This window comes from Streptomyces hygroscopicus subsp. hygroscopicus (assembly GCF_030269125.1).
GTDB classification, from domain to species: domain Bacteria; phylum Actinomycetota; class Actinomycetes; order Streptomycetales; family Streptomycetaceae; genus Streptomyces; species Streptomyces hygroscopicus_C.
Genome location: NZ_BSSM01000001.1, coordinates 979,707 through 1,001,022, shown reverse-complemented (window position 1 = coordinate 1,001,022; position 21,316 = coordinate 979,707). Strand labels below are relative to the sequence as shown.

At 72.2% G+C, this 21,316-nt stretch carries 22 protein-coding genes; 15 read left to right on the top strand and 7 right to left on the bottom strand.

The window, feature by feature from the left end; genetic code table 11:
• The first annotated feature begins 304 nt into the window (after positions 1–304).
• A complete protein-coding gene (locus QSK45_RS04200) occupies positions 305–1,156 on the top strand; it encodes a sulfurtransferase (protein ID WP_285553263.1) in 852 nt (283 codons plus the stop codon).
• A gap of 60 nt (positions 1,157–1,216) precedes the next feature.
• On the opposite strand, the gene sepH is transcribed toward QSK45_RS04200, so the two are convergent.
• On the bottom strand, positions 1,217–2,245 hold the full coding sequence (sepH, locus tag QSK45_RS04195) for a septation protein SepH (protein WP_285553261.1): 1,029 nt from the start codon (positions 2,243–2,245) through the stop codon (positions 1,217–1,219).
• A 480-nt stretch (positions 2,246–2,725) separates the two neighbouring features.
• On the opposite strand from sepH, the gene QSK45_RS04190 reads away from it, so the two are divergent.
• Positions 2,726–3,472: a RodZ family helix-turn-helix domain-containing protein gene (locus tag QSK45_RS04190; protein ID WP_285553259.1), complete on the top strand. Its 747-nt coding sequence runs from the start codon at positions 2,726–2,728 to the stop codon at positions 3,470–3,472.
• Here QSK45_RS04190 and QSK45_RS04185 read toward each other — a convergent pair.
• On the bottom strand, positions 3,396–4,727 hold the full coding sequence (locus QSK45_RS04185) for a D-arabinono-1,4-lactone oxidase (RefSeq protein WP_285553257.1): 1,332 nt from the start codon (positions 4,725–4,727) through the stop codon (positions 3,396–3,398). The genes QSK45_RS04190 and QSK45_RS04185 overlap by 77 nt on opposite strands.
• Positions 4,675–5,925: an MFS transporter gene (locus tag QSK45_RS04180; RefSeq protein WP_285553255.1), complete on the bottom strand. Its 1,251-nt coding sequence runs from the start codon at positions 5,923–5,925 to the stop codon at positions 4,675–4,677. Before QSK45_RS04180 ends, QSK45_RS04185 begins: the two co-directional genes overlap by 53 nt.
• Before the next feature lie 172 nt (positions 5,926–6,097).
• Here QSK45_RS04180 and QSK45_RS04175 point away from each other — a divergent pair, with 172 nt between their 5' ends.
• Positions 6,098–7,225, top strand: coding sequence for a ferrochelatase (locus QSK45_RS04175; RefSeq protein ID WP_285553253.1), 1,128 nt, complete (start codon positions 6,098–6,100; stop codon positions 7,223–7,225).
• Between the two features lie 8 nt (positions 7,226–7,233).
• Positions 7,234–8,049 carry an inositol monophosphatase family protein gene (locus QSK45_RS04170; protein ID WP_285553252.1) on the top strand — a complete coding sequence of 272 codons (816 nt, stop codon included), beginning with the start codon at positions 7,234–7,236 and terminating at the stop codon, positions 8,047–8,049.
• Positions 8,050–8,140: 91 nt separating this feature from the next.
• Here the strand turns inward: QSK45_RS04170 and QSK45_RS04165 are convergent, their stop codons facing one another.
• Positions 8,141–8,314, bottom strand: a complete 174-nt coding sequence (locus QSK45_RS04165) for a hypothetical protein (protein ID WP_285553251.1) — start codon at positions 8,312–8,314, stop codon at positions 8,141–8,143.
• 405 nt (positions 8,315–8,719) lie between these two features.
• On the opposite strand from QSK45_RS04165, the gene QSK45_RS04160 reads away from it, so the two are divergent.
• From QSK45_RS04160 to QSK45_RS04145, 4 genes are all read left to right on the top strand, one after another.
• Positions 8,720–9,373: a response regulator transcription factor gene (locus tag QSK45_RS04160; protein ID WP_003993508.1), complete on the top strand. Its 654-nt coding sequence runs from the start codon at positions 8,720–8,722 to the stop codon at positions 9,371–9,373.
• A 6-nt stretch (positions 9,374–9,379) separates the two neighbouring features.
• Positions 9,380–10,627, top strand: a complete 1,248-nt coding sequence (locus tag QSK45_RS04155; protein ID WP_285553248.1) for a sensor histidine kinase — start codon at positions 9,380–9,382, stop codon at positions 10,625–10,627.
• 402 nt (positions 10,628–11,029) lie between these two features.
• Positions 11,030–11,326 (top strand): DUF4193 domain-containing protein, encoded by a 297-nt coding sequence (locus QSK45_RS04150; RefSeq protein ID WP_037654155.1) that lies wholly within the window; start codon positions 11,030–11,032, stop codon positions 11,324–11,326.
• 13 nt (positions 11,327–11,339) lie between these two features.
• Positions 11,340–12,254: a hypothetical protein gene (locus tag QSK45_RS04145; protein WP_285553238.1), complete on the top strand. Its 915-nt coding sequence runs from the start codon at positions 11,340–11,342 to the stop codon at positions 12,252–12,254.
• 64 nt (positions 12,255–12,318) lie between these two features.
• On the opposite strand, the gene QSK45_RS04140 is transcribed toward QSK45_RS04145, so the two are convergent.
• Entirely contained in the window at positions 12,319–12,801 is a 483-nt protein-coding gene (locus QSK45_RS04140) for a DUF3093 domain-containing protein (RefSeq protein ID WP_285553236.1), read from the bottom strand.
• A 111-nt stretch (positions 12,802–12,912) separates the two neighbouring features.
• Here QSK45_RS04140 and QSK45_RS04135 point away from each other — a divergent pair, with 111 nt between their 5' ends.
• The 7 genes from QSK45_RS04135 (at position 12,913) to QSK45_RS04105 (ending at position 19,615) form a co-directional block, all read left to right on the top strand.
• On the top strand, positions 12,913–13,497 hold the full coding sequence (locus QSK45_RS04135) for a PaaI family thioesterase (protein WP_285553235.1): 585 nt from the start codon (positions 12,913–12,915) through the stop codon (positions 13,495–13,497).
• Entirely contained in the window at positions 13,494–14,054 is a 561-nt protein-coding gene (gene dut, locus QSK45_RS04130; RefSeq protein ID WP_285553233.1) for a dUTP diphosphatase, read from the top strand. Before QSK45_RS04135 ends, dut begins: the two co-directional genes overlap by 4 nt.
• A gap of 1 nt (position 14,055) precedes the next feature.
• Positions 14,056–14,820, top strand: coding sequence for a DUF3710 domain-containing protein (locus QSK45_RS04125; RefSeq protein ID WP_285553231.1), 765 nt, complete (start codon positions 14,056–14,058; stop codon positions 14,818–14,820).
• 205 nt (positions 14,821–15,025) lie between these two features.
• Positions 15,026–17,656, top strand: coding sequence for a sensor histidine kinase (locus tag QSK45_RS04120; protein ID WP_285553230.1), 2,631 nt, complete (start codon positions 15,026–15,028; stop codon positions 17,654–17,656).
• Complete coding sequence (locus QSK45_RS04115; protein ID WP_285553228.1) at positions 17,650–18,363, top strand: response regulator; 714 nt, start codon at positions 17,650–17,652, stop codon at positions 18,361–18,363. The genes QSK45_RS04120 and QSK45_RS04115 overlap by 7 nt, the downstream gene beginning before the upstream one ends.
• Positions 18,364–18,430: 67 nt before the next feature.
• Entirely contained in the window at positions 18,431–18,829 is a 399-nt protein-coding gene (locus QSK45_RS04110) for an OB-fold nucleic acid binding domain-containing protein (protein ID WP_285553226.1), read from the top strand.
• A 3-nt stretch (positions 18,830–18,832) separates the two neighbouring features.
• The gene (locus QSK45_RS04105; protein WP_285553224.1) at positions 18,833–19,615 is read left to right on the top strand and encodes a DUF3159 domain-containing protein; all 783 of its coding nucleotides are present in this window, start codon (positions 18,833–18,835) and stop codon (positions 19,613–19,615) included.
• Positions 19,616–19,696: 81 nt separating this feature from the next.
• On the opposite strand, the gene QSK45_RS04100 is transcribed toward QSK45_RS04105, so the two are convergent.
• A complete protein-coding gene (locus QSK45_RS04100) occupies positions 19,697–20,368 on the bottom strand; it encodes a potassium channel family protein (RefSeq protein WP_285553223.1) in 672 nt (223 codons plus the stop codon).
• Positions 20,368–21,039, bottom strand: coding sequence for a potassium channel family protein (locus QSK45_RS04095; RefSeq protein ID WP_285553221.1), 672 nt, complete (start codon positions 21,037–21,039; stop codon positions 20,368–20,370). The genes QSK45_RS04100 and QSK45_RS04095 overlap by 1 nt, the downstream gene beginning before the upstream one ends.
• Positions 21,040–21,316: the final 277 nt, after the last annotated feature.

The window sequence follows — 21,316 nt, the reverse complement described above, 5'->3', positions numbered from 1 at the left end:
GGCCGTGTCGCTTCCGCTCCTCCGGCAGGTGTGTGCACGCCGCCGGCGCGTACGCCCGTACCGGTGTGTCCGCATCCTCCACGGTCGCGCGGCCCTGTCGATTCGCCGCGCCGCCGGTTCGGCGGAGTCTTCCGGAAGAATGCCTGGGCTGACGTTTTTCGCCGCTTCCTGACGATGCCCGGCAGGATGTCCGCCGGATGCACGGCATGTGCCCGATCCCCTACAGGTCGTGATCGAGACTGCCCGGCCGAGCAGAGTAGCCGGACCTGGACGCCGCGGCCACCCCTGGCGTATGCATGGCGCCATGACAGTCATCATCACCGCACCCGAACTCGCGGCGGCGCTCGCCGGCGAGGCGCCGCCCGTCCTGCTGGACGTGCGCTGGCAGTTGAGCCTGGCGAAGGCGGCGGGTGCCCCGCCCTTCGACGGCCGGGCAGAGCACGCGGCCGGGCACATCCCCGGCGCGGTCTACGTCGACCTGGACCGGGAGTTGGCCGCGGCCCCGGGCGCGCACGGCCGCCACCCGCTGCCGGACCTCGCGGAGTTCGGCGCCGCGATGCGCCGCGCGGGCGTGTCGGCGAGCCGTCCGGTGGTCGTGTACGACGGCGGGCAGGGCTGGGCCGCGGCCCGCGCCTGGTGGATGCTGAGCTGGACGGGTCACCCGGACGTGCGGGTCCTCGACGGCGGGTTGCCGTCCTGGACGGGGGAGTTGTCGACCGGGGTGGCCGCCCCGGCCGAGGGCGACTTCGTGCCGGCGCCGGACGCGGCGGGCCTGCTGGACGCGGACACGGCCGCCGCACTGGCCCGCACAGGCGTGCTGCTGGACGCCCGCGCGGGGGAGCGGTACCGGGGCGAGGTGGAGCCCGTGGACCGGGTCGGCGGGCACATCCCCGGCGCGGTCTCGGCGCCGACGACGGAGAACGTGGGCCCCGACGGCCGCTTCCTGCCCGCGGCCGAGCTCAAGGACCGCTTCAAGGCCCTCGGCGTCTCCGCGGACGTGCCGGTGGGCGTCTACTGCGGCTCGGGCGTCTCCGGCGCCCATGAGGTGCTGGCCCTCGCCGTGGCGGGCATCCCGGCGGCGCTGTACGTCGGTTCGTGGTCGGAGTGGTCCGCGGACCCCTCCCGGCCCGTGGCGGTGGGCGCGGACCCGCAGTAACGGCGACCGAGAGGGGCGGGGCACCTTGATGCCCCGCCCCTCTTCGCGTCGTGCGGCCGGTCAGTCCTGCTTCTTGCGCCGGGTGCCGAACACGATCTCGTCCCAGCTCGGGACGGCCGCGCGGCGGCCGGGGCGCACCCCGTCGGCCTCGGCCTGGCGGTCGGTGGCGCCGGTCAGCCGGTCGCGGTGGCTGCCGACCGAGCGGGGCATGAGGACGTCCGCGTAGGCCGAGCCGGCCGAGGCGGCGGGCGCCGGCGGCTCCTCCAGGGCGGCTTCGCCGTCGGGCTCGTCCGGGGTCTCCGGGTTGCGCTCCGGCACCACCATGTCGCCGCGGAAGGACGGCACCGCCTCCAACAGGCTGGTCAGCGAGTCCCGTTCACCGGTGCTCTCCTCGGCGGGCTCCGACGACTGCGCGGGCAGGCTCGGCCGTTCCCGGTCGGTCCGCTCCAGGGCGCGGTCCATCGAACGCTCGCGCGGCAGCCGGGCGATGCGCGGGACGAACGGGAAGCTCGGCTCCGGCACGGCGAGGTCGTCGGACTCGCCGATCAGCGAGCGGGCCTCGTCGTCCACGGCCTGGACCAGGCGCCGGGGAGGGTCGTACGTCCAGCTCGCCGAGTGCGGTTCGCCCGCGACCCGGTAGACGAGCAGCACCTCCCAGGTGCCGTCGTCGCGGCGCCAGGAGTCCCACTGCACCGTGTCCTTCTCGGCGCCGCGCAGCAACAGCCGTTCCTGCACGGCCTCGCCGAGCGGCGGCCCGGAGTTCTCGCCGGGACGCCGGACCGGGGTCTTGCGGGCCCGCTCGGCCATGAAGGCGCGCTCGGCCAGCACCGGACCCTCGAAGCGCCGCACCCGGTCGACGGGGATGCCCGCGAGCTGCGCGACCTCCTCGGCGGTGGCACCGGCTCGTATCCGCGCCTGGATGTCGCGGGGGCGCAGATGGCTCTCGACCTCGATCTCGATCTGGCCGAGGCGCGGCCGGTCGCCGCGCAGCCGTTCGTCGATCGGAAGCGTGTATTCCGTGGAGTCGGCAGCCTTCAGCACCAGCCGTGTGCCGTCATTCGAGACGGCCACGACACGCAGTTCGGGCATGGGGACCTCCCGGGTGGTGCCTGCCGACGTCACGTGCGTCGCTGCTTCCGCTAGTCGAGTGTGGCCTGCCCGGGTGCAGCCTGCCACAACCTTGCCGAGTTGCCCGGCGTGTCGGGCGCGGGCCTTGAGTCGCCGTTATGGCACGGTAACCAGTTCGCCACGCTAAGTGACCAAGACCGTCACCCTGTGCAACTAGCCCCCTCCCGGCGGTCCTTGGTGGCCGCGGACACCCTGGTGGGAGACCGGACCCAGGGCTCGCAACAGTACTCCATTCGGGCCACGTGCGTGGATTGGCGCGCCGCCCAACTTCCGGCGAGTGGCACCCGTGAGCCCCGTGCAACCGGTTTCGCGGATCACGGACGTGGCGAACTTCACGCAACCCCCGGAAACGGAACTAATGGTTCCGTCCGTACGTCCCTATCTCGTGCAGTCGGTACCCCGATGCCGATCGAGTACGGGAAAGGCAGGCAAGTTCCGGGTATGCGCGAAACACCCGATGCGGAGCGGAAGCGGCTCGACCTGAACGTCCCCCAGGTGGCGGGCAGCGCCCTGGCGGCGGTCGTCGCGGCGAAGCTGGCCTCCTCCTTCGGCGTGTACGGCACGATCCTCGGCGCGGGTGTCGTCAGCGTGATCGCCACCTGCGGCGGCACCCTCTTCCAGCACTTCTTCCGGCGCACCGGCGAGCAGTTGAGGGTGGCCAAGACGTCCGCCGCCGCGCCGGTGCCGCCCGCCCCGGGCGAGTTCTCCGAGGGCACCGTCTACCGCGCGCGGGTCAAGAGCTGGCGGCGCCCGGTGGTCGCGGCCGCTCTCGTGTTCGGGGTGACCATGGGCGGCATCACGGCATACGAACTGGTGTCCGGCAGCAGCTTCAGCGGCGGAAGCGGTACGACGGTCGGCGACGCGGTCCGCGGCCGGTCCTCCGCCGTCCACCGAACGGATGACCCCGGTCATCTCCCCCCGCGTACCTCCTCCGGTGACGGCGCCTCCTCGGACGGCACCGCCACCGCGGAACCGGGCTCGAACCCGGGGACCGGTACGGGATCCGGGTCCGACGGCGGTACGGCCGGCCCGGCGACGCCCTCCCCGAGCGCCTCGCCCGACGGGGGCCGGACCACCCCGGCCCCCACGCCCAGCGGCCCCGCCGGGACGCCTACGGCCCCAGCACCCGCCGCAAGTAGTCGTTCCGGAACAGCCGTTCCGGGTCAAGACGGTCCCGCAACGCCGTGAACTCGGTGAACCGCGGGTACACCCGCGCGAAGTACTCCGCGTCCCGGGTGTGCACCTTGCCCCAGTGCGGCCGGCCCTCGTGCGCGGTGAAGATGCGCTCGGCGGCGGTGAAGTACGACTGGTAGGGAGTGCCCCGGTACATGTGGACGGCGATGTAGGCGCTGTCGCGGCCGGAGGCGGTGGACAAGGTGATGTCGTCGGCCGGCGCGGTGCGCACCTCGACCGGGAAGCTGATGCGCAGGCCCGAGCGCTCGACCATGGCCTTCAGTTCGCGCAGCGTGTCCGCCAGGGCGGCGCGCGGAACGGCGTACTCCATCTCCACGAAGCGCACCCGGCGCGGCGAGGTGAAGACCTTGTAGGGGATGTCGGTGTACGTCCGCGCGGACAGCGCCCTGCTGGAGATCTTCGAGATGGCCGGGATGCTCGCGGGCGCCGCCCGGCCGACCCACTGGGTCACCTGGAAGACGCCGTTGGACAGGAACTCGTCCTCGAACCAGCCGGCCAGCCGACCGACCGGCTGCTCGGGGCCCGCGCTGCGGTTGTTGCGCTTGGTGTTGGTGTTCCCGGTGTGCGGGAACCAGTAGAACTCGAAGTGCTCGTTCTCCGCCCAGAGCTGATCGAACTCGGCGAGGACCCGGTCCAGCGGCATCGGCTCCTCGCGCGCCGTCAGCAGGAACAACGGCTCCACGGCGAAGGTGAGGGCGGTGACGACGCCGAGCGCGCCGAGTCCTGTGCGGGCGGCCGCGAAGACCTCGGGGTTCTCCGTCGCGGAGCAGGTGAGCACCGAGCCGTCCGCCGTGACGAGTTCGAGGCCCTTGATCTGGGCGGCGATGGAAGCGGAGTCGCGTCCCGTGCCATGGGTGCCGGTGCTGGTGGCCCCGGAGACCGTCTGCTCCATGATGTCGCCCATGTTGGTGAGCGACAGACCCTCGCGCGCCAGCGCCGCATTGAGCCTCTTGAGCGGGGTGCCGGCCTCGACGGTGACGGTCATGGCCGCCCGGTCGATCTTGCGTATACCGGTCAACAGTTGAGGGCGTATCAACACACCGTCGGTCGCCGCGATCGACGTGAAGGAGTGCCCCGTGCCGACGGCCTTCACCGCCAGCCCGTCCTCCCGCGCCCGGCGCACCGCCGCGGCCAGCTCCTCCACCGAGACCGGCGCGACCTGCCGGGCGGGCCGCGCCGCTACGTTCCCGCCCCAGTTACGCCATGTGCCGCTCGCGCCGCTCGTCCTGCCGTTCGCCGTGCTGCTCAACGGTTCCTCCCCGACCCGCGGCCGGCCTGCGCAGCCGGCGGTACCCGAGGAAACCGACCACGACCGCGACGGCCCCGGACAGCACCGGGACCCCGTACCCGGCGCGCGCACCGGCGGCGTCGATCACCGAGCCGCCCAGCGAGGAGCCGAGCGCCACGCCGACCGCGAGGCCGGTGCTCACCCAGGTCATGCCCTCGGTGAGCTGCGTGCGAGGTACGTGCTCTTCGATGAGGGACATCGTCGTGATCATCGTCGGTGCGATGGACAGCCCCGCAACGAACAGCGCAGCGGCCAGAAGCGGCAGGTTTCCGACCAGTAGGAGGGGGATCATACTCACGGCCATGGCGGCCACGCCCAGCAGCCAGCGGCGTTCCGGAGCCCCGGCGAGGCGCAGCAGGCCGAAGACCGCCCCGGCCGCGCAGGAACCGGCCGCGTACAGGGCGAGCACGACGCTCGCGGCGCCCTTGTGGCCGCGCTCGTCGGCGAAGGCGACCGTGACCACGTCCACCGAGCCGAAGATCGCGCCGGTCGCCACGAAGGTCGCCACCAGCACCTGGAGTCCCGGCGAGCGCAGCGCGGTGCCCCCGCCGCGCCGCTCGCGCGGGTGCGGCGCGGGCTCGGTGGCGCGCAGGGTGGTCAGCCAGTACACGCCGGCCGCCAGGAAGACCGCGGCGAGCAGGGGGCCCGCCTCCGGGAACCAGACCGTGCACAGCCCGATGGAGAGGATCGGCCCGAAGACGAAGCAGATCTCGTCCACGACCGACTCGAAGGAGTAGGCGGTGTGCAGCCGGGGCGTGCCCCGGTACAGGGCGGCCCAGCGGGCCCGGATCATCGCGCCCAGGCTCGGCACCGCGCCGATCCCGGCGGCACAGGCGAACAGCACCCAGTCCGGCCACCCGAAGTGCGCGGCCAGCAGCAGTCCGGCGGCGGCGACGAGGGCCACGAGGGTCGCCGGGCGCAGCACCCGGCTCTGCCCGTGCCGGTCCACCAGGCGGGAGACCTGCGGTCCGAGCACGGCGGCGGACAGCGCGATGGTGGCCGACAGCGCGCCCGCGAGCCCGTAGCGGCCGGTGAGCTGGGAGATCATCGTGACCACGCCGATGCCCATCATGGACAGCGGCATCCGGCCGAGGAGCCCCGCGGCCGAGAAGGCCTTGGTCCCGGGCACGTCGAAGAGGGCTCTGTAGGGGCTGGGCACGTGGTCTCCGAGGCGGTTCCGGTAAGGCGCGAATGCGGCGGATACAGCTTACGAGTTAGGCGAACCTAAGCGCATCCGGTTATCGGTGGAAAATTTCGTCATAAACCATACTGGTCTCGGCTCTTCACCCCGCGGTTGCCGGGGTGTCGGTGCCGGGTGGCAGGATCGAGACATGCCAGACGCGCTCGATGCCACCCCGTACGACGCCCTGCTCCTGCTCTCCTTCGGTGGCCCCGAAGGCCCGGACGACGTGGTCCCGTTCCTGGAGAACGTCACGCGCGGGCGCGGCATCCCGAAGGAACGCCTGAAAGAAGTCGGGCAGCACTACTTCCGGTTCGGCGGGATCAGTCCCATCAACGGCCAGAACCGCGCCCTGATCGCGGCCCTGCGCGAGGACTTCGCCGGGCACGGCCTGGACCTGCCGGTCTACTGGGGCAACCGCAACTGGGCGCCGTACCTGACCGACACCCTGCGCGAGATGGTCGCCGACGGCCGCCGCCGCATCCTGGTCCTCGCCACCAGCGCCTACGCCTCGTACTCGGGCTGCCGCCAGTACCGCGAGAACCTCGCCGACGCGCTGGCCACCCTCCGGGCCGAGGGCCTGGAGCTGCCGAGGATCGACAAGCTGCGGCACTACTTCAACCACCCCGGCTTCGTCGAACCGATGATCGACGGTGTGCTGCGCTCCCTCGCCGACCTCCCCGAGGACGTCCGAGACCGCGCCCACATCGCCTTCAGCACCCACTCCATCCCCCTGGCCGCCGCCGACACCTCCGGCCCCGTCGAGGCCCATGGCGAGGGCGGCGCCTACGTCGAGCAGCACCTCGACGTGGCCCGGCTGATCGCCGACGCCGTCCGCGAGCGCACCGGCGTGGAACACCCCTGGAGCCTGGTCTACCAGTCCCGCTCCGGCGCCCCGCACATCCCGTGGCTGGAGCCCGACATCTGCGACCACCTGGAGGAGCGGCACGCGGCCGGCGCCCCCGCGGTCGTCATGGCCCCCATCGGCTTCGTCTCCGACCACATGGAGGTCCTGTACGACCTCGACACCGAGGCCACGGCCAAGGCCGAGGAGCTGGGCCTGCCGGTGCGGCGCTCGGCCACCGTGGGCGCCGACCCCCGGTTCGCCGCCGCCGTGCGCGAGCTGATCCTGGAGCGCGCCGCCGTCGAGCGCGGCCAGGACGTCACCCCCTGCGCCCTGGGCACCCTGGGCGCGAGCCACCACGTCTGCCCGGTCGGCTGCTGCCCCTCCCGGGCGCCCCGCCCGGCCGCGGCCGGCACCGACAGCCCCTACGCGTGAGGAGACCCGTGACCGACCCCCTGCACCGGGAACTGCTGCGGCTGGCCCAGGAGGCCGCCCGCCGCGCCGGCGAACTGCTGCGGGACGGCCGCCCGGCCGATCTCGCCGTGGCGCGGACCAAGTCCAGCCCGATCGACGTCGTCACCGAGATGGACATCGCGGCGGAGAAGCTGATCACCGATCTGATCTCCGGGCGGCGCCCCGACGACGGCTTCCTCGGCGAGGAGGGCGCCTCCGCCGCCGGCACCAGCGGCGTGCGCTGGGTGATCGACCCGCTCGACGGCACCGTGAACTACCTCTACGGCCTGCCCACCTGGGCGGTGTCCATCGCGGCCGAGCAGGACGGCGAGACCGTCGCCGGGGTCGTCGCGGCCCCGATGCGCGGCGAGACGTACCAGGCGGTGCGCGGCGGGGGCGCCTGGGCCACCGGCGCGTGGGAGGGCGAACGGACGCTCGCCTGCCGCCCGGCGCCCCCGCTGGACCAGGCGCTGGTCTCCACGGGCTTCAACTACGTCACCGACGTACGGACCCACCAGGCCGAGGTGGCCGCCCGCGTCGTCCCGCTGGTCAGGGACATCCGGCGCGGCGGCTCCGCGGCCATCGACCTGTGCGACGTGGCCTGCGGCCGGCTCGACGGGTACTACGAGCGCGGACTGAACCCGTGGGACTACGCGGCGGGGGACCTCATCGCCCGGGAGGCGGGCGCCCTGACCGGTGGACGGCCCGGAGAGGGCCCGTCGCGCGAACTGGCCGTCGCGGGGTCCCCGGGCGTCTTCGAGCCCCTCCAGGGGCTGCTGGAGGACTTCGGGGCCTGGCACGACTGACGCCCCGCCGGCACGACGCGAGGGGACCCCGGCGCTGGATTCGCCGGGGTCCCCTCGCGAGCTGTGGTCGCGCCTGTGCGCGCGGGTCGATTCAGACGCGTGACGCGCCGACCTCCACGCCGTGTTCGGCGGCGAGGCGGCGCAGGTCGTCCAGCTCTGCCTGCTCCACCTCCACGAGGAAGTCGTCGCCCTCGTCACGAGCCCGCGACAGGTCGGACTCGGTCGTCTTTATGCGCTGGAGAAGTCCTGCGGTGAAAGCGTCCATGCTGCGCCCCCTCGTCCTGGGTCGGTGGGTCGGTGGCACGGGGGTGTGCCGTGGGAAAGGACGATCACGTCTCGCAGGTGCCCGGCGCGCCCGGCCGGGCGGCTACGGTGCCGGACACCCGCGCCCGCCCTGCACAAGCGGATCGCGAGGTACCGCATGGTGCTGCGGCACATGCAGAGCGTGATCGCGGGGTGTAAACCCGTCCTCCCCCGGCTCCCTTCCCGGGAAACCTGAACGGTGGAGAAAATCTCGCATTCCCGCCCCGGGACGCCCGTCCCTGCGGCAGGACGCCGCTTACAGCCGACTTATGGCCGAAAAGGGCAGGATGGAGGTCACACTTCACGAACACCCCTGCCCGCGCGGGCGCTCCGGCGCTGCGCGGGTGGACACAGGAAGGACAGCGACGTGCGCGTACTCGTCGTCGAGGACGAGCAGCTGCTCGCCGATGCGGTGGCCACCGGACTGCGCCGGGAGGCCATGGCCGTCGACGTCGTGTACGACGGTGCGGCCGCCCTGGAGCGCATCGGCGTCAACGACTACGACGTGGTCGTCCTCGACCGCGACCTCCCGCTCGTGCACGGCGACGACGTCTGCCGCAAGATCGTCGAGCTGGGCATGCCCACGCGGGTGCTCATGCTCACCGCCTCCGGCGACGTCAGCGACCGCGTCGAGGGCCTGGAGATCGGTGCGGACGACTATCTGCCCAAGCCGTTCGCGTTCAGCGAGCTGATCGCCCGCGTGCGCGCCCTCGGCCGCCGCACCAGCGTGCCCCTGCCGCCGGTCCTGGAGCGCGCCGGCATCAAGCTGGACCCGAACCGCCGCGAGGTCTTCCGCGACGGCAAGGAGGTCCAGCTCGCGCCCAAGGAGTTCGCGGTCCTGGAGGTGCTGATGCGCAGCGAGGGCGCGGTCGTCTCGGCCGAGCAGCTGCTGGAGAAGGCCTGGGACGAGAACACCGACCCGTTCACCAACGTGGTCCGGGTGACGGTCATGACCCTGCGCCGCAAACTCGGCGAGCCGCCCGTGATCGTCACCGTGCCCGGCTCCGGCTACCGGATCTGATCGACCATGGCCACGACCCCCGCACCCCCGCAGGCGCCCCCGAAGCCCACCTGGGACCCCCGGCGGCCCCAGGCGCCCTTCCCCTGGCTGCGCCCCACCATCCGCATACGCCTCACCCTGCTGTACGGCGGCATGTTCCTGATCGCCGGCATCCTGCTGCTGTCGATCATCTACCTGCTCGCCGCGCAGGCGATCAGCACCGGCAACCAGCCGCTGTTCAAGATCGTCAGCTTCCAGGAGCTGAAGGTCTCCAGCGACAACTGCCCCGCGATCAACACCACCAGCCTGCCGCTGGCTGACTTCAACGACGCGATCAGCCAGTGCGTGGACCACCAGCGCCAGGTGGCCCTGGACAACCTGCTCAGCCGCTCGCTGCTGGCCCTGCTGGGCCTCGCCGTGATCGCCTTCGCGTTCGGGTACGCGATGGCGGGCCGGGTGCTGTCCCCGCTCGGCCGGATCACCCGCACCGCCCGCGCGGTGGCCGGCTCGGACCTCTCCCGCCGGATCGAGCTGGACGGCCCGGACGACGAGCTCAAGGAGCTGGCGGACACCTTCGACGAGATGCTGGAGCGCCTGCAGCGGGCCTTCACCGCCCAGCAGCGCTTCGTCGGCAACGCCTCGCACGAACTGCGCACCCCGCTCGCGATCAACCGCACCCTCCTGGAGGTCCACCTCTCCGACCCGGGCGCGCCGGTGGAGCTCCAGCAGCTGGGCAAGACGCTGCTGGCCACCAACGAACGCAGCGAACAGCTGGTCGAGGGCCTGCTGCTGCTCGCCCGCAGCGACAACCAGATCGTGGAGCGCAAACCGGTCGACCTGGCCGAGGTGGCCACCCAGGCCATCGACCAGGTGCGCTCCGAGGCCGAGGCCAAGGGCGTGGAGATCCGCGGCGAGCGGAAACCCGCCGTGGTGCAGGGCAACGGTGTGCTCCTGGAGCGGATCGCGCTGAACCTCGTACAGAACGCGGTGCGGTACAACGTGGCCGAGGGGGGATGGGTCGAGGTGGACACCGAGGTCCAGCACGGACAGGCGGTGCTCACCGTCTCGAACACCGGTCCGGTGGTGCCGGCGTACGAGATCGACAACCTCTTCGAGCCCTTCAGGCGCCTGCGCACCGAGCGCACGGGCAGCGACAAGGGCGTGGGCCTCGGCCTGTCCATCGTGCGGTCCGTGGCCCGTGCGCACGGCGGGCACATCGCGGCGCGGCCCCGCGAGGGCGGTGGTCTCGTGATGCGTGTGACGCTTCCGCTGTGACCCACGGCCCGTGCCGTCGACACACGCGGAAGATGTTCGCTTCACGCGGAATTTTCCAGGGGCCGAACGGGCTTCTCCCTGTGTGATCGATCACATGGGCGGATTTCCGGCCATGTACTGTCAGTGATCATGACAGGGGGTGAAAAGCCCGGAAAGTCCTGGTTTTCAGCCCTCTTGATCACGGGAAGTACACGATGAGGCGCCTTTGAGGTGCGGCATTCGAAGCGTGTACGGTCCACACCGCCATCCAAGCCGATCACTCTCGGGGGATCGGATTGGGTGTCGATTGAGTAACAGCCCTTGATGTGAGGCAAAATCTCCGCCTCAGGTCGGGCACAAGTCCGGCCTCTCACGCGTTACGTGCGCTGGAGACACCGCAGACACCCAGAGGGGGAGAGCGATATGGCAACCGACTACGACACTCCACGCAAGACCGACGATGACGTCGACTCGGACAGCCTGGAAGAGCTGAAGGCCCGGCGGAACGACAAGACCACCTCCGCGGTGGACGTCGACGAGTTCGAGGCCGCCGAGGGCCTGGAACTGCCCGGAGCGGACCTCTCGAACGAGGAACTGGCCGTCCGGGTCCTGCCCAAGCAGCAGGACGAGTTCACCTGCATGAGCTGCTTCCTGGTCCACCACCGCAGCCAGCTGGCCCGCGAGAAGAACGGTCAGCCGATCTGCCGCGACTGCGACTGAGGCCGGGTCGGCCATGACTGGCTCGACCCCTCCCCGGAAGCGCCGCTTCCCCTCGCGGAAGGCGGACCAAGGGTCGCTCGACGGCCCACTCGGCGCGCGTGACGACGAGCGGGGCTCCCCGGACGCGGGAGCCCCGCTCGAACCGACGACGGACCGGGCCGATCACCCGGAGCCGAAGCGGCGGCCCGCGCCCGTCGCCACACGACGGGTTCGGGTCCTCCGCGGGAAAGCCCGGGTCATCGCCCGCGAAGGCGTCCGCAGGAGCGGTGACCGCGCTCGCGCGGGACTGGCGTACCTCGCGGACCGCGTCATCGACATCGCGCCCCGGGTGCCCGTACGCGACCTCGCGACCCTGCGCAGGCAGTTCCCCGGCCTGGGGCCCGAGGAGCTCGCCGACAAGCTGGTGGCGGGCGCCGCGGCCGGGACCTCGACCATCGGGGCCGGTATCGGCGCGGCGGCGATGCTGCCCGTGCCGCCCGCTCTGCCGACGGAACTGGCCGCGGAGATCACCGGCGTCGCGGCGGTCGAACTGAAACTCATCGCGGAACTGCACGAGGTCTACGGCGTCCGCCCGCCGGGCAGCCTCAAGGTCCGCAGCACCGCGTACCTGTCCTCCTGGTCGGGGGAGCGCGGCGTCGACGTGATGAAGCCGTCGACCTACGACGCGGCCCTCGGCGGCCGCATGAAGCGCCAACTGCGCCAGCAGATCATGAAGCGGATGGTGCGGGACATGCCGACCCTGATGCCGTTCATGGTGGGCGCCGCGGTCGGGGCGGTGCTGAACCGCCGGGACACCAGAAGGCTCGCGGCCCGTGTCCGCGCCGACCTGCGCGGGATCCAGGTGCCCTGGGAGGAGCTGGAGCAGCTGCCGCCCCTGGAGCAGCCCGCCGAGCCCCTGAGGCTGCGCGACCTCCCCGACGGGCCCTGAGCGGCCCCCAGCCCCTCGTCCGCGCCTCCGAGGGCTTCCTGAGGGGCTTCCTGCCCGCGGGCTCCTAGCCCTCCGCGGAACGGTGCGCGTTCGCCTTCCGCGCCGCCTCGATCGCCGCGGCCAGCTGCTCCGGCTCCCGCGTCGACAGGTACAGGTACGGCGTCGGGTCCTCGGGGTCGGTGACGATCACCCGCAGCGCCCTCGGGATGTACGCGCGCAGCAGCAGGAACGCGCGGACATCGGCCTTGTACGTGCGCCAGGCGCGGGCCTCCTCCGGGTCCAGCACCTCCGTCTCGCCCAGCGCCGACACCGGGATCTTCGCCTCGCCCGCGATCAGCGAGTCACCGACCACGCGGATGCGCGGGGAGCCGTACGAACTGGCGACCACCGCGGCCGCGGCCGTACCGCCGACCAGGCCGCCCAGGATCGGCAGGGTGCCGAACGGGAAAAGGATCAGGGCGCAGGAGACGCCCACGAAGAAACTGATCAGCCACCACGAGCGGGGGGCGGTGAGGCGTTCTTCGTACGGGGTGGCGGAGTGCTGCATGGACTCAAGCTTGGCACGGGATCCCCCGGGCGCCGGAACGAGGGTGGCGGGCGCGGAGCGCGTCACGCGGGGCGGTGGTGGGGGACGGACGGGCGGGTAAGGTCTGCGCTCGTGAGTGCTAGTTCCGCAAGCCTTCAGCCCCCAGCCGACGCGGTGAAACCGGTACGGCACCCCGACGCGCCCGCGCCCGGGGAACTCCTCGGCGCCCACTACGAGCACTGTTTCGGCTGCGGCCCCGGGCAGCCGCACGGGCTGCACCTGGAGGCACGGGCCGGCGAAGGCGTGACCCTGACCGCCGAGTTCACCGTCCAGCCCGCCCACCAGGGCGCTCCCGGCCTCGCGCACGGCGGCGTGCTGGCCACCGCCCTGGACGAGACCCTGGGCTCACTGAACTGGCTGCTGCGGACCATCGCCGTGACCGGACGGCTGGAGACCGACTACGTACGTCCCGTTCCCGTCGGCACCACCCTCCACCTGGCGGCCGAGGTCACCGCCGTCGCCGGGCGGAAGATCTACTCCAGCGCCGTCGGCCGCCTCGGCGGCCCCGAGGGGCCGGTCGCCGTCCGGGCCGACGCCCTCTTCGTCGAGGTGAAGGTCGACCACTTCGTCGACCACGGCCGCCCGGAGGAGATCCGGGCCGCCATGAGCGACCCCGACCAGGTCCGGCGGGCCCGCGCCTTCGAGGTGAACCCGTGAGCGCCGCCGGCCGTCCCCCGCTGGACGTGCGGATCCGGCGCGTGGACCCGGACGTACCGCTTCCGGCGTACGAGCATCCCGGGGACGCCGGCGCCGATCTGCGCACCACCGAGGCGTGCGAGCTGGCCCCCGGTGAGCGGGCCGTTCTGCCCACCGGGGTGTCGATCGCCCTCCCGGAGGGGTACGCGGCCTTCGTGCACCCGCGTTCCGGGCTCGCCGCCCGCTGCGGTGTCGCCCTGGTGAATGCCCCGGGGACGGTTGATGCCGGGTACCGTGGGGAGATCAAGGTGATCGTGGTGAATCTCGACCCGCGCGAGGGCGTGCGGTTCGAGCGCTTCGACCGGATTGCCCAACTGGTCGTCCAGCAGGTCGAGAGGGTCCGCTTCCTGGAGGTGGCGGAACTTCCCGGCTCCGCGCGGGCCGAAGGGGGCTTCGGGTCCACCGGTGGCCATGCCGCGGTGGGCGACGAGAGCGGCACAAGCGGTCGGTCCGCCGAGGGCGGTCCGACGGGTGGGAATCGATACGCTTCGGTCGTATCCGACCGGGAAGGACAGTGACGTGTTCGGACGTCGCAACAAGAAGGGTGCCGCCGAGGACGCGGCCGGCGAGGCCGAGCAGGTCGTCGACAGCGTCGACACCGAGGCGGACGAGGAGGCGGAGGCCGAGCGCGAGCGCGTCCGGCTGGAGCCCGGCCCGCGGCCCGAGGGGCCGTGGGACAGCACCGAGGTGCGCGAGCCGGCCGAGGGCCGCGTGGATCTCGGCGGTCTGTTCGTACCGGGTGTGGACGGCATGGAGCTGCGGGTCGAGGTCGCGGGTGACGCGATCGTCGCCGCGACCGTCGTCCTGCACGACAGCGCCGTCCAGCTCCAGGCGTTCGCCGCGCCCAAGCGCGAGGGCATCTGGGGCGAGGTCCGCGAGGAGATCGCGGCCGGGATCACACAGCAGGGCGGCATCGTCGACGAGGTCGAGGGGCCGCTCGGCTGGGAGCTGCGGGCCCAGGTGCCGGTGCAGCTGCCGGACGGCACGGGCGGCTTCCAGGTGGTCCGGTTCGTCGGTGTGGACGGGCCCCGCTGGTTCCTGCGCGGTGTGATCTCCGGGCAGGGCGCGGTGCAGCCGCAGGCCGCCGGGCTCCTCGAGCAGATCTTCCGGGACACGGTCGTGGTCCGCGGCGAGGGCCCGATGGCGCCCCGCGACCCGATCGTCCTCAAGCTGCCGAACGACGCCCAGATGGTCCCCGAGGGGGTCCAGCAGGAGGAGGGCTCGCGGTTCTCCGGGGGGATGGGGCAGCTGCAGCGGGGGCCGGAGATCACCGAGGTCCGCTGACGGCTTCAGCAGACGGGTCGCGCCTCTGACAGGTGCGGCCCGTTTTTCGCAGGCGCGCGCCGCGCATCCCGTCCGGACGCCCACAGGCGTCCCGTCAGAATTCCGTCAAAGCCCCCTCGTCCCCCGCCCCCCGTCCCCTTTGTCCGCATCGTTGGCCGTAAGGTCGACGCTGCGTAGGCGGGGGTGAGCGGAAGACAATGGAGCCATGGCACGCGGGAAGCTGCGGATCTATCTCGGGGCGGCGCCCGGGGTCGGGAAGACGTACGCCATGCTGGCCGAGGCGCACCGGAGGGTCGAGCGCGGTACGGACTGCGTCGTGGCGTTCGTGGAGCACCATGGGCGGCCGCGTACCGAGGTGATGCTGCACGGACTCGAGCAGGTGCCGGGCAAGGAGCTGGAGTACCGCGGGGGCGTCTTCGGGGAGATGGACGTCGACGCCGTGCTCCGCAGGGCGCCGGCCGTCGCCCTGGTGGACGAACTCGCGCACACCAACATCCCCGGCTCGCGCAACGCCAAGCGGTGGCAGGACGCCGAGGAGCTGCTCGCGGCCGGGATCGACGTCGTCTCGACGGTGAACATCCAGCACCTGGAGTCCCTCGGCGACGTCGTCGAGTCCATCACCGGGGTGCGCCAGCGCGAGACCGTGCCCGACGAGGTCGTGCGCCGGGCCGATCAGATAGAGCTGGTCGACATGTCGCCGGAGGCGCTGCGCCGCCGGATGGCACACGGCAACATCTACCAGCCCGACAAGGTCGACGCGGCGCTGTCCAACTACTTCCGCCCCGGCAACCTCACCGCCCTGCGCGAACTCGCGCTGCTGTGGGTCGCCGACCGGGTGGACGAGTACCTGAACCAGTACCGCAGCGAGCACCGGGTCTCGAAGATCTGGGGCTCGCGCGAGCGCATCGTGGTCGGACTGACCGGCGGACCGGAGGGACGCACGCTCATCCGCCGGGCGGCCCGGCTGGCCGAGAAGGGCGCGGGGGGCGAGGTGCTCGCCGTCTACATCGCCCGCAGCGACGGCCTGACCGCCGCCTCCCCGAAGGAACTCGCCGTCCAGCGCACCCTCGTGGAGGACCTCGGCGGCACCTTCCACCACGTCGTCGGCGACGACATACCGGCCGCGCTCCTGGACTTCGCCCGCGGCGTCAACGCCACCCAGATCGTGCTCGGCTCCTCGCGCCGCAAGTCCTGGCAGTACGTCTTCGGGCCCGGCGTCGGCGCCACCGTCGCCCGGGACTCCGGCCCCGACCTCGACGTCCACATCGTCACCCACGAGGAGGTCGCCAAGGGCCGCGGCCTGCCCGTGGCCCGCGGCGCCCGGCTCGGCCGTACGAGGATCATCTCGGGCTGGGCCATGGGGGTCGTCGGACCGTCGGTGCTCGCGCTGCTGCTGAACAGCGTCGACATCGGCCTCGCCAACGACATGCTGCTGTTCCTGGCCGTCACGGTCGCCGCGGCCCTGCTCGGCGGCCTGCTGCCCGCGTTGGCCTCGGTGGCGCTCGGCTCTCTGCTGCTGAACTACTTCTACACCCCGCCCCTGCACCGCTGGACCATCGCCGACCCGAAGAACATCGTCGCCATAGTGATCTTCTTCGGCGTCGCCGTGTCCGTCGCCTCCGTGGTGGACCTCGCCGCCCGCCGCACCCACCAGGCGGCCAGGCTGCGGGCCGAGTCCGAGATCCTCTCCTTCCTCGCCGGCAATGTGCTGCGCGGCGAGACCAGCCTGGAGGAGCTGCTGGAGCGGGTCCGCGAGACCTTCGCCATGGAGTCGGCCGCCCTGCTGGAGCGGAAGAGCGACGTCGAGCCGTGGACGTGCGCGGGCCGTGCCGGCTTCGGGCCCGCCCTGGAGCGCCCCGAGGACGCCGATGTCGACATGCCCGTCGGCGACCACATGGCGCTCGCGCTGACCGGCCGGGTACTGCCCGCCGAGGACCGCCGGGTGCTCGCCGCCTTCGGCGCCCAGGCCGCCGTCGTCCTCGACCGCAGGCGGCTGCAGGAGGAGGCCGAGCGGGCTCGGGCACTCGCCGAGGGCAACCGCATCCGCACCGCCCTGCTCGCCGCCGTGAGCCATGACCTGCGCACCCCGCTGGCCGGGATCAAGGCCGCCGTCTCCTCGCTGCGCTCCGCCGACGTCGACTGGTCCGAGGAGGATCGCGCCGAGCTGCTGGAAGGCATCGAGGAGGGCGCCGACCGGCTCGACCACCTCGTCGGCAACCTCCTGGACATGTCCCGCCTCCAGACCGGCACCGTCACCCCGCTGATCCGCGAGATCGACGTGGACGAGGTCGTCCCGATGGCCCTGGGCGGCGTACCGGAGAACAGTGTCGACCTGGACGTGCCCGAGACCCTGCCGATGATCCTGGCCGACCCCGGGCTGCTGGAGCGCTCGGTGGCCAACCTCGTGGAGAACGCCGTCAAGTACAGCCCGCACGGCCGGCGCGTCCTGGTCTCCGCCAGCGCCCTCGCCGACCGGGTCGAGGTCCGCGTGGTGGATCGCGGTCCGGGCGTGCCGGACACGGCCAAGGACCGTATCTTCGAACCCTTCCAGCGGTACGGCGACGCGCCCCGCGGCGCCGGCGTGGGACTCGGCCTCGCCGTGGCCCGCGGCTTCGCCGAGTCCATGGGCGGCACGCTGAACGCGGAGGACACGCCCGGCGGCGGCCTCACGATGGTCCTGAGCCTGCGCAGCCTCCACGGGACGCAACCGGTGACCCATTCCCCCGAAACGGCGGCCACCCCCGCCCCGGGCGACGGCGGCGCGAGCGGCGCGGAGCCCGTCCCCGGCGCCGGTGGGCCGGGCGGCGCGGAACCAGAAAGGCAGACCCTATGCTGAGCCCGAGCGGGGCCCAGACCCCCACGAGGGTCCTCGTGGTCGATGACGAGCCGCAGATCGTGCGCGCCCTCGTGATCAACCTCAAGGCACGCAAGTACGAGGTCGACGCGGCCGCCGACGGCAGGTCCGCCCTCGACATCGCCGCCTCGCGCCACCCCGATGTGGTCGTCCTCGACCTGGGCCTGCCCGACATGGACGGCGTCGAGGTGATCAAGGGCCTGCGCGGCTGGACCCGGGTGCCGATCCTGGTGCTGTCCGCCCGGCACTCCTCCGACGAGAAGGTCGAGGCCCTGGACGCGGGCGCCGACGACTACGTCACCAAGCCCTTCGGCATGGACGAACTGCTGGCCCGGCTGCGGGCGGCCGTACGCCGTGCCGAGCCCGTCGGCGCCGGCGACGACGGCGTGACGACCGTGGAGACCGAGGGGTTCGCCGTCGACCTGGCCGCGAAGAAGGTCCACCGCGGCGGCCGGGACGTCCGGCTCACCCCCACGGAGTGGCACCTCCTGGAGGTGCTGGTGCGCAACACCGGCCGCCTGGTCGGCCAGAAGCAGCTCCTCCAGGAGGTCTGGGGGCCGTCCTACGGCACGGAGACCAATTACCTGCGCGTCTACATGGCCCAGCTGCGCCGCAAGCTGGAGGCCGACCCCTCGCACCCGAAGCACTTCATCACCGAGCCCGGGATGGGGTACCGGTTCGAGAAATGAGGAGCCGCACACCGGGAAGTGTGAACGGGGACACGGCGCTGTCCGCAGGCCCCGGTACGCTTCAGATATGAGTGCTGTTCCTCGTTCCGAAAAGCCGGCCGGCCGGTTCCGGCGGATGCTCGACCGGCTCTCCACGTCCCAGGCGGACCTGGAGTCCGAGGAGCTGCGCGAGGACGCCGAGACGGCTGGTTGTACGAAGATCGGCGACTGTCAGGACCGGCAGATCGTCACCGTAACTGGTACCTTGCGCACGGTCACCCTGCGTCCGCGCGCCGGCGTCCCGGCCCTGGAGGCCGAGCTGTTCGACGGGTCCGCGGCGCTGGACGTGGTGTGGCTCGGCAGGCGTTCCATCGTGGGCATAGAACCAGGGCGCAAGCTGATCGCATCGGGCCGGATCTCGCTGAGCCGGGGCCGCCGGGTGCTGTTCAACCCGAAGTACGAACTGCGACCCCTCGGACGGGAGTAGCCGGTGACGTCCCTCGACAAGCCGACCGAAGACACCGACCAGACCCCGCCCGGCGCGTCCGGCGAAGGCGACGCCCGTGCGGTGACCGAGGCGGCGCTGTTCGAGGCCTTCGGCGGCGTCCGCGGCATGGTCGAGACGGTCGTGCCGGGCCTGCTCTTCGTCGCGATCTTCACGGTCGACAAGGACCTGCACCTCTCGGCGATCGCCGCGCTGGCCGTCTCCCTGGTGCTGGTCGTGGTCCGGCTCGCCATGAAGGACACCGTCAAGCACGCCTTCAGCGGTGTGTTCGGCGTGGTCTTCGGCGTGGTGTTCGCGATGTTCACCGGCAATGCCAAGGACTTCTACCTGCCCGGCATGCTCTACACGCTGGGCCTGGCGCTCGCGTACATCGTTACCACCCTCGCGGGGGTCCCGCTGATCGGCCTGATCCTCGGCCCGGTCTTCAAGGAGAACCTCTCCTGGCGCACCCGCAACCCGGGCCGCAAGAAGGCGTACGCCAAGGCGAGTTGGGCCTGGGGCCTGATCCTGCTCGCCAAGTGCGCGATCCTCTTCCCGCTCTACTGGTGGTCCGACACCACCCGGCTCGGCTGGGTCCTGGTGGCCCTGAAGATCCCGCCCTTCCTGCTGGCCGTCTGGCTCACCTGGGTCTTCCTCGCCAAGGCGCCCGCGCCCATCGACGTCTTCGCGGAGATGGAGGCCGAGGAGCGGGCCGAGAAGGAGCGCGAGGCCGCGCTGGCCGCCGAGGGCGGTGACCCCGCCCCGGGCCGGCACCGCAGGCAGGCGTGACCGCCGTACGCGCAGCGCGTCGCCACGACCACGAAGGGCGCCCTTGTCACCAAGGGCGCCCTTCGTACGTTCACCGGGCCGTCAGGACTCTTCCCGCCGCACCGACAGCAGCTCCTCCAGCTGCTGCTCCCGGGCCTGTGCCGCCACGAAGAGCAACTCGTCGCCCGGCTCCAGGGAGTCCTCCCGGGAGGGCGTCAGCACCCGGGTGCCGCGGATGATGGTCACCAGCGAGGTGTCCTCGGGCCAGTGCACGTCCCCGACCTGGGTGCCGGCCAGGGCCGACTCCTCGGGCAGCGTCAGCTCCACGAGGTTGGCGTCGCCGTGGCTGAAGCGCAGCAGCCGTACCAGGTCGCCGACGCTCACCGCCTCCTCGACCAGGGCGGACATCAGACGCGGGGTGGAGACGGCCACGTCCACGCCCCACGCCTCGTTGAACAGCCACTCGTTCTTCGGGTTGTTGACGCGGGCGACGACACGCGGAACGCCGTACTCCGTCTTGGCGAGCAGCGACACCACCAGGTTGACCTTGTCGTCACCGGTGGCGGCGATCACCACGTTGCAGCGCTGCAGCGCCGCCTCGTCCAGGGACGTGATCTCGCAGGCGTCGGCCAGCAGCCACTCCGCCTGCGGCACCCGCTCCACCGAGATGGCGGTCGGGGCCTTGTCGATGAGCAGGACCTCGTGGCCGTTCTCCAGCAGCTCGGTGGCGATCGAGCGGCCGACGGCGCCGGCTCCGGCAATGGCGACCCTCATCAGTGACCGCCCTCCTCTTCCGGGCCCCCGGCGAACGCCGCCTCGACCTGCTCCACGTCGTCCGTCCGCATCATCACGTGCACGAGGTCGCCCTCCTGCAACACCGTCTGGGAGGTGGGCAGGATCGCCTCCCCCAGCCGGGTCAGGAACGCGACCCGCACGCCCGTGTCCTCCTGCAGCTTGCTGATCTTGTGGCCGACCCACTTCGGGGAGGCGTGCACCTCGGCGAGCTGCACCCCGCCGGTGGGATCGCGCCACAGCGGCTCCGCCCCCGAGGGCAGCAGCCGGCGCAGCATCTGGTCGGCCGTCCAGCGGACCGTGGCCACGGTCGGGATGCCGAGGCGCTGGTAGACCTCGGCGCGCCGGGGGTCGTAGATGCGGGCGGCCACGTTCTCCACGCCGAACATCTCGCGCGCGACCCGCGCGGAGATGATGTTGGAGTTGTCGCCGCTGGAGACGGCCGCGAAGGCGCCCGCCTCCTCGATCCCCGCCTCGCGCAGGGTGTCCTGGTCGAAGCCGACTCCGGTGACCCGGCGGCCCCCGAATCCCGGTCCCAGCCGACGGAAGGCGGTCGGGTCCTGGTCGATCACGGCGACCGTGTGCCCCTGTTGCTCCAGGGTCTGGGCGAGAGCGGAACCTACTCGCCCGCAGCCCATGATGACGATGTGCACGACCGTCCTTCCGAAGTCAAGAGTCGTTAATCTTGGCCTGAACAGGTTCTCAGACCGTCGCCCAAGCTACACACGCATCACCCCGCGCGGGCACCCCCGTACCCCGCCCGGCCCGTCGCCCGGCCTCGTCCGCTCGTCTGCGAGTGATGCTGCGCACGCCGCACAGGGTCAGGATTCCGAGGCCGTCCAAGGTGGCCAGGGCCCCGATCAGCCCGGCGGCGGGCGGCAAGGGGCCTCCACGGGTCGGTGGGCAGGCGGGATCTGCCATCCGGGCACG